Origin of the sequence: Carboxylicivirga fragile (assembly GCF_050589805.1) — a bacterium.
GTDB classification, from domain to species: domain Bacteria; phylum Bacteroidota; class Bacteroidia; order Bacteroidales; family Marinilabiliaceae; genus Carboxylicivirga; species Carboxylicivirga fragile.
On sequence record NZ_JBNGOY010000001.1, the window covers coordinates 32,444 to 47,218 of the forward strand.

Annotated in this window: 10 protein-coding genes; 5 read left to right on the top strand and 5 right to left on the bottom strand. The window is 38.0% G+C overall.

Annotated features, from left to right (window positions below; translation table 11 throughout):
• Positions 1-22: 22 nt before the first annotated feature.
• Both ACRD7B_RS00165 and moeB read right to left on the bottom strand, forming a co-directional pair.
• A complete protein-coding gene (locus ACRD7B_RS00165) occupies positions 23-2,503 on the bottom strand; it encodes an ATP-binding protein (RefSeq protein ID WP_430822402.1) in 2,481 nt (826 codons plus the stop codon).
• A gap of 213 nt (positions 2,504-2,716) precedes the next feature.
• The gene (moeB, locus tag ACRD7B_RS00170) at positions 2,717-3,829 is read right to left on the bottom strand and encodes a molybdopterin-synthase adenylyltransferase MoeB (protein ID WP_430822403.1); all 1,113 of its coding nucleotides are present in this window, start codon (positions 3,827-3,829) and stop codon (positions 2,717-2,719) included.
• 218 nt (positions 3,830-4,047) lie between these two features.
• Here moeB and ACRD7B_RS00175 point away from each other — a divergent pair, with 218 nt between their 5' ends.
• The 3 genes from ACRD7B_RS00175 to ACRD7B_RS00185 all read left to right on the top strand — a co-directional run bounded on the left by ACRD7B_RS00175 (position 4,048) and on the right by ACRD7B_RS00185 (position 8,261).
• Entirely contained in the window at positions 4,048-6,480 is a 2,433-nt protein-coding gene (locus tag ACRD7B_RS00175) for a TonB-dependent receptor (protein ID WP_430822404.1), read from the top strand.
• A gap of 202 nt (positions 6,481-6,682) precedes the next feature.
• Positions 6,683-8,101 carry a PAS domain-containing protein gene (locus ACRD7B_RS00180; protein ID WP_430822405.1) on the top strand — a complete coding sequence of 473 codons (1,419 nt, stop codon included), beginning with the start codon at positions 6,683-6,685 and terminating at the stop codon, positions 8,099-8,101.
• Positions 8,102-8,111: 10 nt separating this feature from the next.
• The gene (locus tag ACRD7B_RS00185) at positions 8,112-8,261 is read left to right on the top strand and encodes an ATP-binding protein (RefSeq protein WP_430822406.1); all 150 of its coding nucleotides are present in this window, start codon (positions 8,112-8,114) and stop codon (positions 8,259-8,261) included.
• 63 nt (positions 8,262-8,324) lie between these two features.
• Here the strand turns inward: ACRD7B_RS00185 and ACRD7B_RS00190 are convergent, their stop codons facing one another.
• Positions 8,325-9,698, bottom strand: coding sequence for an MFS transporter (locus ACRD7B_RS00190; protein WP_430822407.1), 1,374 nt, complete (start codon positions 9,696-9,698; stop codon positions 8,325-8,327).
• 320 nt (positions 9,699-10,018) lie between these two features.
• Between ACRD7B_RS00190 and ACRD7B_RS00195 the strand changes: the two genes are divergently transcribed.
• On the top strand, positions 10,019-10,186 hold the full coding sequence (locus ACRD7B_RS00195) for a hypothetical protein (protein ID WP_430822408.1): 168 nt from the start codon (positions 10,019-10,021) through the stop codon (positions 10,184-10,186).
• 2 nt (positions 10,187-10,188) lie between these two features.
• Here ACRD7B_RS00195 and ACRD7B_RS00200 read toward each other — a convergent pair whose 3' ends face one another.
• A complete protein-coding gene (locus ACRD7B_RS00200) occupies positions 10,189-11,352 on the bottom strand; it encodes a glycoside hydrolase family 18 protein (RefSeq protein ID WP_430822409.1) in 1,164 nt (387 codons plus the stop codon).
• A 98-nt stretch (positions 11,353-11,450) separates the two neighbouring features.
• Between ACRD7B_RS00200 and ACRD7B_RS00205 the strand changes: the two genes are divergently transcribed.
• Positions 11,451-12,656, top strand: a complete 1,206-nt coding sequence (locus tag ACRD7B_RS00205) for an aspartyl protease family protein (RefSeq protein WP_430822410.1) — start codon at positions 11,451-11,453, stop codon at positions 12,654-12,656.
• Positions 12,657-12,719: 63 nt separating this feature from the next.
• Here the strand turns inward: ACRD7B_RS00205 and ACRD7B_RS00210 are convergent, their stop codons facing one another.
• Positions 12,720-14,768 carry a M13 family metallopeptidase gene (locus ACRD7B_RS00210; RefSeq protein ID WP_430822411.1) on the bottom strand — a complete coding sequence of 683 codons (2,049 nt, stop codon included), beginning with the start codon at positions 14,766-14,768 and terminating at the stop codon, positions 12,720-12,722.
• Positions 14,769-14,775: the final 7 nt, after the last annotated feature.

The following is a 14,775-nucleotide window of genomic DNA, read 5'->3' on the forward strand; positions in this document are numbered from 1 at the left end:
ATGAAAATTTTATGACTTATGCTTAGTTTTTTTGTGGTATAGTAATCGTAAATAAACTTCCTACATTTATTTCGCTCTCAACCTTTATGGAACCACCATTTCGTTCAATAAATTCTTTACACAGTACCAGTCCTAAACCAGTCCCTTTGTCTTTGGCCGGACCAATTGCCCTGGTATTTATATCTATGCGGAATAGTTTATTTATGTCGGTTGCGGAAATGCCAATACCACTGTCTTTTACACATATGCTTATTGCTTCAGTTCCCGAATTAACCTCTAAGCTAATTGCTCCATCATTGGGTGTAAATTTAATGGCATTGTTAATCAGGTTTCTTAGTACTGTTGCAATCATCTCTCGATCGGCATTAATTCTAATGTCCTCTTCTGCATTGTGTTCGAGTTTAATGTTTTTGTGCCTGGCATCGTTACTATTGAGGTTAAAAATGGTGTTTACCAGCTCATATAAACTAAAATCAATGGGATTGCACTCAATCATTCCACGTTGCGATCTCGACCAGGTCAATAAATTATCGAGCAAACTATAAATATGTTGCGATGAATCGTGAATACGTGTTACAATGTCTTGTTTATCCTCTTCATCTAGCGTTTTATAATCATTATGAATGATGGCACTTAAAGAATGCACAGTAGTAAAAGGATTTTTTAAATCGTGCGCCATTATTGAGAAAAATTTATCCTTGGTTGCATTTAATTTTTCCAATTCGTTTTTCTGTTTCTCAATTTCAATATTTGCCTTTTTCAAGGAGGTAATATCCGAATCGATGGCAATCATTTTCACGACATAGCCTGTATTATCTAAAACCGGTGTTAAAGTTGTTTGGGCATATTTTGCCTCGCCTTCTTTTGATTTAAGAATTGAGTTATAGGCCACAGTTTCTCGATGCGAGCAACATTTATCAATAACTATCCGAATATCTGCAAATGTGCTTAAATCGGTCAAGTTATATCCAAAATTAGCTTTGATCTCTTCAAGTGTGTAGCCATACATGCGTTCAAAGGCTGTGTTTACCCATTCCAGCTTTCCACTGCCATCCATAATAATCACAGCGTTGTCAGTTTTTTGAGCAACCATCGATAATTTTTCCAGCTCTTGATTTTGCTGTTCTATTTCTAGCTTTGATGCTTTTAGTTTGTCACGCATTTCAATGAGCGAACGCCCCAGAACATCTTCCTCACTTAATAATTGATAGGAAGTATTGAGTTCTCCTTCACCAATTTCATGGGCAAAACGCGTGGTTCGTATCAAACCATCTTGTAGTATGTTAGCTGATTTAGCCATGTGTTCCAGTTCATCCTTTGTATTGACTTTTATCAAAGGACTTTTGCTAATTTCGCCTTTTGCTAAACTATTTAAAAGCTGGGTAGTTGATTCGATTGGTCGCGTAACGCTGCGCGAAAACCAAGCTATTAGTATGGTTAAAACCAATAAACCCATAATACCAGCAGCTATTGAAATATAAAAGTCTTTTTCAGCCTCAGCTAATATTACCTTTTCGGGTATCCCTATTCCAAGCGCCCATGGTTGGTTAGTATTTCCCATAGGTATGGGAGCCATCACAAACAACATTTTACCCTTGTCATCGGTATTTGTGGTATACGAAAAGGAACGGCCATTTTTAATGTCGGCAAAATGTTCATGCTGCATATCCCCAAGTAATTGGCAATCGGTGAGTGGTTTTGCAAGGAACTCAACGTTAGGGTGCGCCACAAAATTACCATTGTTGGCTACCACAAATGCAAAGCTGTTTTTGAAAGGCGAGATCTCCTTCACCAAATCCATGAAGTGATTAAGAGGTATATCCACACCCGTAAGGGCTTTGAATTCATTGTTTTCAATGATAGGAATAATAATGGTAGTTTCCAGAATGGCATCAGGTTGGGTAGGATAATCGGCTGGCATCTCCTTCACATTATCGTAGGAGTAGAAATAGGGATTAATGATAAATTCCTGATGACTTTCTCTAACAATGTAATAGGGATTGCTGGGATCGTATGAGTCAATATCCACTCTTCCTTTGATGGTGTCAATTGGGCTTTCCGCAAATAAGCCTGGCAATGATTGGTTTTGAATTACGGGGTATTGGCGATAACTTAAAAAGCGCCTTCTGCCATGAGGTTTCGTATAATTGGCTTCAACATCACTTAGTTCCCATTGTAAAAATGAGGCGATATAATTTGGATTACTCTTTAGTATATTGGTGAGGATGGTGAATTGTAGTTGTTCCTTTTCCTTGGCTGTGCTTCTTTCGCAAGCCAGCAGAGATTGCGCCATGCTTCGGGATATGGCAAAATCGTGATCCATTCTTGCCTTAATCAAAGCAGCCTTTTCAGAGGCCACTGCTTGAATGAGTTTTACTGCATCCTGTTTTGCCTTTTCTTTATATCGAATGCTAATGTAACCAATTCCCAATGAGTATATTACCGCTACCGTTGAAATGATTATAAGTAATAATCGATTGCGTAAGGGTAAACGATACTTCATAGCTTAGGTTTTAGTGGTTTCGAATACATGTTTTGAACCCAATTTAACTGGGTGTTGTGTAAATGTACTAAAGCCTGATTAAAAATGCTAGAATTCAATCTTTCAATTGATTGAAGGGTATGCTTGTTATTTAATAGTTATACCAATTGTATTCCAAAATGATTGATAAATCATTTTGCTAATTATCGGGGTCGTTTTGGTTTGTAAACGGTATTAGCGTTCCATATCCCAAGCTTCAATACCTCCTGTTAAATTCGTTAAATTGTTATAATCGTGTTGTTTCAGGTATTGAATCACGTGTCTACTGCGAATACCCGAATGGCAATAGATTACCACTGGTTTGTTCTTGGGAATTTTATTTACTTGCTGGGGTATGTCATTCATTGCAATATGAAGACTTCCATCAATAAAACCTTCTCTTAACTCTTCCGTTTCGCGCACATCAATAATGAGAGGAGGCTTAGCACTGTTGATTAAGGCCTTCAGTTCACGTGCACTTATATTTTCGTTTATACTGCTTGATGCATTAAAGGTAGTTCCACAAAAGGCATCGTAATCCATAAGTTCGGTGATGCTGGGCTTGTTTCCACAGCACGGACAGTCTTCATCCTTGGCAAAACGAATGTTGTCAAATTTCATCGATAGTGCATCATATTGCAATAGGCGTCCAATAAGTGCTTCGCCAATGTTGCAGATTAACTTAATCACCTCCGTGGCCTGAATGGTGCCAATTACGCCAGGAAGAACGCCCATAACACCAGCTTCAGCGCAGCTTGGAACAGTTCCTGGCTCGGGAGGTTCAGGAAATAAACAGCGGTAACAAGGGCCGTCTGTGGTGCCAAAAATACTTACCTGCCCTTCGAACTGACGAATTGAGCCAAATACGTTTGTTTTACCGGCAATAACACAAGCATCGTTAACCAGGTAGCGTGTCTGGAAATTATCCGTTCCATCACAAACGATGTCGTAGTTTTCGATAATTGAAAGCGCGTTATCCGATGTAAGGGCTTCGTTGTAGGTATTGATTTTTACAAAAGGATTTATGTATAGAAGCATCTCTCTGGCCGAATCAACTTTAGGCATATCAATATTACCAGTCTTGTGAATGATTTGACGTTGCAGATTGCTCGAATCAACCACATCAAAGTCCACTATGCCGATTTTACCTATTCCCGAAGCGGCCAAATACATTAATATGGGAGAGCCAAGTCCTCCGGTACCAACAACTAATACCGATGCTTTTTTAAGTTTTTCCTGACCCTCACGGCCAATAAGGGGTAATATGGTGTGTCGCTTATAGCGTTCGAGTTCTTCTGTTGTTAACATGATGTTAAAAGGCTAAATATGGGCAACGAAGATACAAATTGTTTGTTAATTATAATGATTTTAAATAGTCTGTATTGTATAGTATTGTTTGAAAGTATAAGGTTTTGATTAATAAATAAATATGGAAATTCGATCTTTTTTTGATAATAAATGTTCAATTAGAGCGACGGATTTTTATTTACATCGCGTCTTAAGTGAAGATGTTTAGATATAGAAGAATGATGATGAGAAAGTTGTTGGTGTTAGTAGCCATGTGGGTGCCTTTTTTAGTTTTTGCAAATAGTAATGTGAATATTCCTGAGAAAGAGGGAATTGTTAAGGGGAAAATATATGATCAGAAGTCGAAGAATCCTGTTGAATATGCAACAGTAGCAGTTTATCGAAGCGAAGATAACTCAGTTGTTACCGGAACCATTACAGATAATGATGGCCAATTTAAGATAAAAGGATTACAGCCTGGCTCGTTCTACATTGTGGTTTCATTTCTGGGCTATGATGATATGCGTTACGACGATGTGCTTATTGAAAAAGGGCGTGATTTAATAGATTTGGGAGATATAAATTTAGGCGCAGCTTCCACCTCTTTGGCAGAAGTTGAAGTGGTTTCAGAACGCCAGACGGTGGAATACCACATTGATAAGAAAGTAGTTTCGGTTGGTAAACAAATGACCTCTGCTTCCTTGTCGGCCATTGAAGTATTGGAGAACGTACCATCTATTCGTGTTGATATAGAAGGTAATGTAGCCTTACGTGGAAGTACTGGTTTTACTGTTTTGATTGATGGAAAACCAACCGTATTGGACCCAAGTGATGTGTTGCGACAAACACCGGCTTCAACTATTCAAAACATTGAAATAATCACCAATCCATCGGCCAAATACCAACCTGATGGTACAGGCGGTATTATTAATATCATTACTAAAAAGAACAGAATGCAAGGCTTGCAGGGACTTTTTAACCTAAAAGCTGGTTCGTTCGGAATGCATGGCGGTGACTTCATGTTAAACTATCGTAAAAAAAATATCAATATAAATTTTGGAGCCGATTACAATGATCGCCCTTTTCCGGGCACAAGTTACAACGAGCGTCATACCACAAGTAACGATATTAAAACCGTAATAAAGGCGGATGGAGACAGTGAGAGAGCTTATGTTGGTGGATCTTTACGGGGTGGAATAGATTGGGATATCACCGATCGCGATGCTTTTACCTTTGGCTTTCGTGTTGGAGATTTCAATATGAATAGTAATTCTCAATTGGATTATTTTACAACAAAAATTCCTGATGATGGTACGGGCATCATTCGTGAATTTAGTTTAAATGAATCGGGAAGAGGTGGTCAATACTATTCATTGACCAGTAATTATACACATAAATTCGCAGCAAAGGGGCACGAGTTGGCAGCTCAGTTAAACTACCGTTTTCGTGATGGGGATGAGCATTCGATGAATGTGCTGAAAGATGCTTCTCAGCTTGTAAACGATGGTACTAAAACAACTGAAAAAGGACCTTCAGGGCGTTGGGAGTTGCGTTTGGATTATGTGAAACCTGTTGGAGAGGAAGATCGTTTTGAAGCTGGATTTCAAGGGCGACGCAGTCAGAGTGAAGATGCTACTGAGTTCTTTATTTGGGATACAAATACCGAAGATTTTATTAATCAACCCGATTTTTCAAACAATACGGATTACATACGTAATATAATGGGCTTGTACAGTTTGTACAATGGTAAAGTTGATCAGTTTGGTTATCAGCTTGGACTGCGTGGCGAATATACTTTTCGTGAAATTACTACTGTTCGTGATAATGAACGTTTTGAGATAGATCGCTGGGATCTTTTTCCAACCGTACACCTTTCGTATCAATTACCAAAGGAAAATCAGGTGATGGCAAGTTATTCGCGTCGGATTGATCGACCAAGAGGGCATTATCTTGAGCCTTTTATAACCTGGCAAGATATGTATAATGTCCGTCAGGGAAATCCGGATTTATTACCCGAATACATTGATGCGTTGGATATTGGTTATCTAAAACAATGGGAAAAATCGCAATTGTCGCTTGAAGGTTATTACCGTGTAACGCATAACAAAGTAGAACGCATACAAGGGGTATACGATGATGGAATATTGCTGCATACCTACGATAATGTTGGAACTGATTATTCCTTAGGAGCTGAGGCCATGTATAATTTGCCTTTGTTTAAATGGTGGGAAATGAATTTGATGGGTAATGTATACGATTATCGAATTAAAGGTGTAAAGTACGATGAACCCTTTGAACGTTCATCGTTTAATTGGAGTAGTCGAGTGAACAATACTTTCCGTATTAAAAAGAACATGCAAATTCAATTGGATAGTAGTTACGATAGTCCTACTGTAACAACTCAAGGTGAAACCAAAGGTTATTATGCCTTTAATGCAGCCTATCGGGTTGATTTATTCGATCGTAAATTTTCGGCCGTACTTCAAGCACGTGATGTTTTCTCAACAACTAAACGGGTGCGCATTTCTGAGGATGTTGGATTTTATAACTATAACGAAGGACGTCGCAATTCACCTGTCTTATCTTTTACGCTTACTTATCGCTTAAATAACTTTAAGGTCAAGCGAGGCAATCGTAATGGTGGTGGCGAAGGCATGGATGATGAATTATAGCATCTAATATTACTATCGTAGATTAAAAAGAGTTTTAAAAGCATTCTTATAAAGAAGGTTTTTAAAACTCTTTTTTTATTGATTTTCTTGAAGGGCAGAACATTCTTGGTAGATGCTGGTTATTAATTTCGGACGTTTAAATTTTTACTTTATATTGCCATTGAGTTTATCGCCAAATCAAAATTAAAAGCTAGCCCTCATAATGGGAAAAATTGATACAGAATCACACCTATTGCTCGAACGCTTAAATAAGTTGGAAGCAGAAAACAACGCACTAAAATTACAGCTTCAATTGAATACTGCTGGCTCGATGAATTCGTGTAGTAATAAACTATCTGCCTTTAAAGTAATTGCAGACCATATACCGGGTTATGTTGCCTACGTAAATGCTTCTGATCTAAACTATCAATTTGTTAACGCCGCTTTTTGCGAAGCTTTTGCACATACACGAGATGAAATCATTGGCAAAAGTATTGAATCCATTATTGGCACAGAGAATTTTCAAGTGGCCTTGCCTTTTCTAAATGAAGTGAGAAGTGGCAAGACAGTATCGTTTGAGAATATATACGATACCTATAAAGGGAAGCGATGGATAAAAGTGAATTATTCTCCCATATTTGATGCGAATGGTAAGGTAGAGACAATCATTGTGTTGACCTACGATATTAATGAAAAGAAAAAGGCTGAAATTAAACTTAAGGAAAACGAAGAGAAATACCGTATTTTAATTGATGACTCGAGCGATCCTATTTTTTCTTTTACACCCGATGGCCGATATACCTATGTAAATAAGGTGTTTGCTGATTCGGTTCAAAAGGATCAGGATTATGTAATAGGTAATACTATTTGGGATGTATTCGAAAAAGAGGAAGCTGATACGCGATTCAGTGTCTTAAGTAGGGCATTTGATACAGGTAAAGTGCAAGTGTTGGAGGTGCGTGTTCCAAATCCTTCAGGTGATTTGTATTTCATTACAACCGTGACACCTATTAAAAATGAAAACGGTGAAATAGCCAGTGCAATTTGTATTGCCAAGAACATTACTTCTCGAAAAAGAGCAGAGCTTGAGTTGCAGAGGTCTGAGAAATACTTACGTATTGCCAACGCTACCAAAGACAAGTTTTTTTCGATTATAGCCCACGATTTAAAGAATCCATTTCATAGTATACTAGGACTTTCGGAAGTGCTGGAGCAGCAATTAAATCAAAATGGAGATATTGATGCTGCTCAATACGCCAGTGTAATTCATTCCTCAAGCCAGAACGCCTTTAAATTACTCGAGAATTTATTAGAATGGTCGAGGGTACAGACAGGGAATATGGATTTTTCGCCAGAGCCATTTAATTTAAATGCTTTAATTGAGGAAGTAATCGCTTTATATAAAAACGCAGCTCAGTCGAAAAATATTACGCTTAATAAGCAAACAGATGGTAGTGATGAGCTTGCTGCTGATAAGAACATGTGTTTTACAATACTTCGAAATTTGCTCTCAAATGCCATTAAATTTACACCTTCTGGTGGAGTTGTAAATATTATAGCTCAGGAGCTCGACGATAAACACCAAATATCTATTGCAGATACAGGAATTGGAATGGAAGAGGAAATTCGTTCTAATCGATGAAAAAGTAACCATGCTTGATACCGAAAATAAGTGTGGTACAGGTCTGGGATTAATTCTTTGTAATGAGTTTGTTGAAAAGCATAATGGAACACTTAGCGTAGAGAGCGAAGTTGATAGTGGCAGTGTATTTACAGTAAGTTTGCCCAAGGATTTATTGTAAGAAACGGTTCTCTTTAGTAAAGATGTTTATTGAGAACCGTTCCCTTTTGGTATGTAAGCGGTATTATTTTTTATTTAATGGCAATTCAACACCGTAAGCTCGTTTTTTATCTTCTACCTTTAATAGAATAGCGAATAATAGTCCTAATAGACTAACGCCAGCAAACATTAATACGGTTGGTGTGTAATTGGCTACTTCAGGATTACCAGGGTTCGTATAATCAAGAATAGCACCAGCTAATAAAGGAAATGCAAACAAACCAAGGTTTTGGATTGAATACATTAATCCATAGGCTGTACCAATTTGTCGTTCATCAACTAGCTTTACCATACTAGGCCACATGGCTGCCGGAACCAAAGAAAAGGCGATACCTAATAAAATAGTAGGAACAGCGGGAGTGAGGTAGGTAAATGCAAAAGTCAGATGTACAATTAATAAGGTAATGGCACCAAAGATCATTGCTGTAGCACTACGGCCTTTACGATCAATCAACCAACCAAAAAATGGTGTAAAAAATAAGGTGCCAAGTGGGAGCAATGATGTTAGTTTTCCACTTTCAATTGAGCTCATACCAAATTTATCTGAAAAGAAATCGGGCACGTAGGCCAAAAATGGAAATACAGCAGAATAGAAGGTAACGCACAATAAGGCAATGTATAAATAAGCTCTATTACCCAATAATTTACCTATATCACTTATCGAAAATGGTTTCTCTTTTTCTTCGATGGCATCTGGATTCTTATTGGCTTCTAACTGTTTGTCAAGCTTTGTGTCAATAAGCATATAAACAATAAAAGCTAGTAGACCAGTACAAACTAAAATGGCTGCCAACCAGATAGCACCACTTAGGTTTGAGCCGTCTTCTTTGGCAATAATTGGTGATAAATTTAATGCTGCAAAAGTACCCAAACGACCAAAGCCAACTTTTAAGCCAAAGGCCAAAGCCAGGTTTTTACCTTTAAACCACTTCACCAAGATCTTACTTACGACTACAATACTCGTTTCAGCACCTAATCCAAAAAAGAAGCGTCCAACCAGCATCATCTTTAATTGGGCTGAATACTGTGGTAGAAATGAATTGAATGCATCGTAACCAAAACCACCATTGCTATAGTAATCAGAAGCGCCATATGCCGTTAAAACAGCTCCTAAAGCCATGAAAAAGATAAAACCAAAACCCGTTCGTCTTATACCAAATTTATCGAGAATAATACCGCCTAAAACGGCCATTAATAAAAAGGTATTGGGTATGGAATAAAAGGAAATAAACAGACCGTATTGACTATTGGTAAAGTCAAACTCGGCTCTTAATAAGTCCTTTAATGTTGAAAAGGCATCATAGAAATAATAATTGACCGATAATACAAAACCTACTAATATTAATACGCCCCAACGCATGGCTGCGTTTTCGTTCATTGCTTTTTTAAACTGTTCCATTTTAACTTTTTTATTTAACGTGCTAATATAGAAAAATATTAAAGCTTAGAATCAAATATTTATCAGTCTAATAGGGAAATTACCGTATAAAATAACAATTAATAGTACTTTCATTTTAAGCACAGATGTCGTCAGTTAAATAATATTAAGTTCCGCTAAGCGAATCATTAGTGTCAATTCGAGTAATTCGTGGTTTGTTTTTTAGTTTTTAAGGCAAGTTTTCTGAGGAACGCAGCATACTGAGTAGTTCATATTGCCATTATGGTATACTGTATCACCCAAGTATATAGTTCGGTATGAATTTAATATGTCTTTCAGGCATGAAAAAAACTATTGACCACGAATTTGCCGAATTACACGAATTTAAGTTCCGCTATACGGAACAAGTGGTGATTATTGCTTTTTTTTGGTTCTTATTCCTTGATCAACCCATAAAAAAAGTCAGCCTATTGATAAAAATAGGCAGACTAAAATGGTACATGTCTTAAGGTTATTCTTTCGTTACTTGTTGATAAATAGCATCTAATAAGCCATTTTCAGGTGCGTCGCTTGGCAATTGCCAAAACATAATGCCACCTAAGTTTTTGTCTTTGGCATATTGTGTTTTTAATTTTACCGACTCCTGATCGTCGTAAGTAATAAAGATAGAATCTGTTTCACTGTATAAATAAGGAGCATGCGCAATTGAGTCCCAGTGACGAACATAGCCATTTTTATTGATGTATTTGGCTTGTAGGTCGGCAAAGGAAGCACCTTGCCAGCCTTCTGTTGTGGGCTGATACAAACCATTGTTTTCCGGTCCAACACCAGTCCAACCGCGACCGTAAAAGGCTGCACCAATCACAATTTGCTCAGACTTAACACCCTTGCTAATACAGAAATCAATAATTGCCTCGGCTGAAAGTGGCTTAATAGGGCTGCTCATCGTATCTATAGAAGCCTTTGCCGGTGTGCCTTGCAGATCTTTTAAGCTAATTGCGCCAAGGTTGGTATGATGCGCAGTGAAAGGATCATGACCACCCACGTTATCGTAAGTCATTACATTCATGTAATTCACATATTTCATCACCTCATTCAACTCAACGAAATTGTAGTATTTTTCCCATCCAGCCGATGCAAAGGTAAGTAAGTACTTTTTACCTGTCGCATCCATAGCTTCACGTAAACCCTTTACAAGAGCCGTGAAATTTTCCTTGTCTTCATCGCGATGTGTATTGCCAATGCCAGGTAAACCTGGGTATTCCCAATCAAGGTCAAGCCCATCTAATTGGTGTTCTTCTAAAAAACGAATGGCGCTTTCTATAAATTGCGCTCTTGTTTCAGGATTTAATGCCATATCGGAAAAACCGCCAGAGCCACCCCAACCGCCACAGGCAATCATCACTTTTAAATGGGGGTGTTTTTCTTTTTGGGCCACCAATTGATTTAATTTAGCACTTTCCGATGGATCAGAAAATTGCATTTGATTGTCAATCACTTTGGTAAAGGAATAAATGATATGACTCATTTTTTCCAAGGGAAGGTTCTCGGGTTGATAGTCATCTGGCGCCATAAAGTAGGCCATTACAACCATTTCGTCTTTAGGCTCATTACATTGGCATGCGCCCAAAAGAGCCACAATAGCCAGTAAAAGGCTTGTTTGTAATAGTTTCATAATTTTATCTCTCTAATGATATGCTTTAAAGTTAAACAAGCCATTCGTTATTTTTGTACTTTCTTCTTACTTTTAACAGTAAATAACGAAAAAGAACCATGAAACTACCTTACGCGTTAACTACCCTTTTAATTTGTTTAAGTTTTACCCCAATCCATTCGAAGGGGAAATTTACTTTTAATCAAGGTAATATCAATAAGGAACAATATTATGAAACCATTCCATTTGAATGGCTAATGGATAAAGTAATTATTGAGGCAGAGATTGACGGACAGCTTGGTCGATATATTTTAGACACAGGTGCCATGTGCATTCTTTTTAAGGACAGTACTAAACAGCAAGACTATTCCGAGCTTAAAATAATGAAAATTAGCGATGCGAATAAAAAAGTAAAAACAACGAAGGTGGTTAAGGTGCCCAAAATTAAAATCGGTGAACTCATTTATTCTGATATACCAGCTTTATACATTGAACCCTTTGAAGGTGCTTTAAAGTGTTTCGAAGTAGATGGGCTTATTGGTAGTAATTTATTACGCTTTGGAGCTTTTAAAATTGATGTTGAAGCTCGTCAGTTAATTCTTGCAGATAGTTTTCAGGATTTTGATTTGGAACTTACAGACGGCATTAAAATGAAACTGGATAAGACGCAAAATTCACCGCGTATCAGTTTGAAAATGAATGGGCAAAAGCAAAAAAATACATTGGTAGATACAGGAAGTGGTGGTATTTATGCCTTTAGCCATAAAGTAGCTCAAAAACTTCAACGAAAAGGAAAGCTGGATGAACCTAAATACGTTTCATCGGGTACAAATTCGCAGGGGGCATGGGGGGTAGATGGCTCAGAAAAGAAAACAAATATTTGGCAGGTTGATAAATTGGAGATTGCTGGTAATCAATTTAAAAATAGTTTACTAAGGAGTGATAAATCATCGGCTCGAATTGGTATGCAGCTCTTAGCTAATGGGCCATTTGTTTTGGATTACCCACAAGAGCGCTTTTTCTTTTTGTCTAATAAAGAAAAAGTTGAACCATTGTCGGTTGCTAGCTTCGGTATCGACTTTGTATCCATTAATGATACCATAAAAGTGAATGGTATTTGGCAAAATTCACTGGCTGCTCAGTCGGAAGTACAAAAGGGTGATGTTTTGGTTGACGTGCTTGGATTTGAATTGAGAGAAACTTCGATGTGCAAAATGTTTTCTGCCTTAAAAACCAAAGGGAAAGACTATGATAAGCTGGAGTTTGTATTTCGAAAAAGAGACAGTGCGCAAGAGTATAGTCTAGTACTTGATCGTTTGAAATAAATTTTACCCGGGGTGCGACTATATAAAGCTTGCTAATAGTCGCGCCCTGGGTAGGTGTTTTTTTTACCAAATTGAGGCTCTGTTTTCAGGAGCAATATACATCGGGCTTTTTTCTTCGATGTTAAAGGCTGCGTAGAACTCTTCCATATTAGGTAATGGTCCGTTAACGCGATTATCACCTAGAGAATGTACATCAACCTTGGTTAAGCGTGCAATTTCCTTATCTCTAACATTTTGAGCCCAAACGCGTGAATAGGCCAGGAAGAAACGTTGATAATCGCTAAAACCATCAATTTTAGTCGTGTTTTCTTTGCCATTTAAAGAATTCTGGTAGGCTTGATATGAAATACATAAGCCACCTAAATCCGCAATGTTTTCACCAAGCGATAATTCACCATCGGCAAACTGACCAGGTAATACTTCAAAGGCATTATACTGATTTACCAATATCTGAGTGCGTTCATTGAATTTCTTAACATCCTCTTCAGTCCACCAGTTATTTAGGTTACCATCTTTGGCATACAAGCGACCTTTGTCATCAAAACCATGTGTCATTTCATGACCAATTACCACCCCAATAGCGCCATAATTAACGGCATCATCACCATCTAAATAAAAGAAAGGCGGTTGTAGTATAGCAGCTGGAAATACTATTTCGTTGGCAACCGGATTGTAATAAGCATTAACCGTTTGAGGTGTCATGTGCCATTCTTCCTGATCAACAGCTTGACCTATTTTTGCCATGTTAAAGGCAAAGTCGAAACGATTACTGCTTAATATATTAGCTAAATACGACTCATTCGAAATCTCAAGACCTAAATAGTCGCGCCATTTGCTTGGGTAACCAATTTTCACTCGAATAGCTGCTAATTTCTCATGTGCTGCTTTTTTTGTTTCATCACTCATCCACTCCAATTGGTCGATGCGCATGCCAAAACCAACACGAAGATTTTCAACCAAGTCGTCCATCCGTTTTTTAGCTGCAGGTGGGAAGTATTCAGCAACAAAAAGTTGACCAACAGCCTCTCCAAGGGCTCCGTTTGTATTGTCCAAAACAGTTTTCCAACGTGGTTCCTGCTCTTTTTTGCCCGACATGGCTTCACCATAAAAGGCGAAGTTTGCATTCACAAAATCTTCACTCAAGGCAGATGCCGTTTTGCGCAAAACAACCGAGTTTAAGAAACTTTTCCAAGTCGATAATTCTTCCTTGGCATACATATCGGCCACAGCCGCAATAAATTGAGGTTGACTCACATTTATTTCAGCAGGTGTATTTATCTCCAATCCACCAATGTAGTTCGACCATTGGAATTCGGGTGCTATTTCACTTAAGCCAGCTAAACCCATCTTATTATAAGTCTTGTGCGGATCACGATTATCTAAACGAGAATTGGAGGCTTCGGCCAATTTTGTTTCAAAAGCAAAAACTTCCTCTGCCAATTCTGAAGCGGTTTGCGCATCGTTCCCAACCAAGGTAAATAAGGTAGTTAAGTACGTTTTATATGCCTGTCTTAATTTCTCCGAAGCTTCATTGTCCTCTAAATAATAGTCACGATCAGGCATTCCCAATCCACTCTGGTAGATACCTGCAATGGTCATCTTACTGTTTTTTTGATCAGCAGTTGAATAAAAATGGAACAGAGGTGTCAACTGATTCTTTTGCAAGTAGGCTATAAGCTGAGTTAGTTCATCGCGGTTACTAATGCCGTTAATTTTATCCAGAAGCGGTTGAATGGGAGTAAAGCCTGCCTGGTTTATTTTTTCCAAATCCATACCAGCGGCATAGAAATCACCTATTTTCTGATTAATACTTCCTTTCTCACCTTTTTCGGCAGCCGCATTTTCAATAATGCTTCTAACCATTTTCTTATTGTCTTCGGCTAGTAAGTCAAAACTACCAAAGCGACTCTTGTCGTCGGGAAGTGGATGTTGTTTACGCCAACCGCCATTGGCATATTCGTAAAAATCAGAGCCAGGATCAACGCTAAGATCCATGTCGTTTTCAGTAAATTCTGGTTTAATCAATGTCTTAGTTTCTTTATTTGTTACCTGACAAGCGCCAAGCGTAAGGCAGGCAGCAATAACAGATAATCCAATGTGATACAATTTCATGTGTTAA

Excerpts from the sequence above, each read along its gene's own strand:
- ACRD7B_RS00165 (WP_430822402.1), bottom strand. The coding sequence starts at position 2,503 with ATGAAGTATCGTTTACCCTTACGCAATCGATTATTACTTATAATCATT.
- moeB (WP_430822403.1), bottom strand. The coding sequence starts at position 3,829 with ATGTTAACAACAGAAGAACTCGAACGCTATAAGCGACACACCATATTA.
- ACRD7B_RS00175 (WP_430822404.1), top strand. The coding sequence starts at position 4,048 with ATGATGATGAGAAAGTTGTTGGTGTTAGTAGCCATGTGGGTGCCTTTT.
- ACRD7B_RS00180 (WP_430822405.1), top strand. The coding sequence starts at position 6,683 with ATGGGAAAAATTGATACAGAATCACACCTATTGCTCGAACGCTTAAAT.
- ACRD7B_RS00185 (WP_430822406.1), top strand. The coding sequence starts at position 8,112 with ATGCTTGATACCGAAAATAAGTGTGGTACAGGTCTGGGATTAATTCTT.
- ACRD7B_RS00190 (WP_430822407.1), bottom strand. The coding sequence starts at position 9,698 with ATGGAACAGTTTAAAAAAGCAATGAACGAAAACGCAGCCATGCGTTGG.
- ACRD7B_RS00195 (WP_430822408.1), top strand. The coding sequence starts at position 10,019 with ATGAAAAAAACTATTGACCACGAATTTGCCGAATTACACGAATTTAAG.
- ACRD7B_RS00200 (WP_430822409.1), bottom strand. The coding sequence starts at position 11,352 with ATGAAACTATTACAAACAAGCCTTTTACTGGCTATTGTGGCTCTTTTG.
- ACRD7B_RS00205 (WP_430822410.1), top strand. The coding sequence starts at position 11,451 with ATGAAACTACCTTACGCGTTAACTACCCTTTTAATTTGTTTAAGTTTT.
- ACRD7B_RS00210 (WP_430822411.1), bottom strand. The coding sequence starts at position 14,768 with ATGAAATTGTATCACATTGGATTATCTGTTATTGCTGCCTGCCTTACG.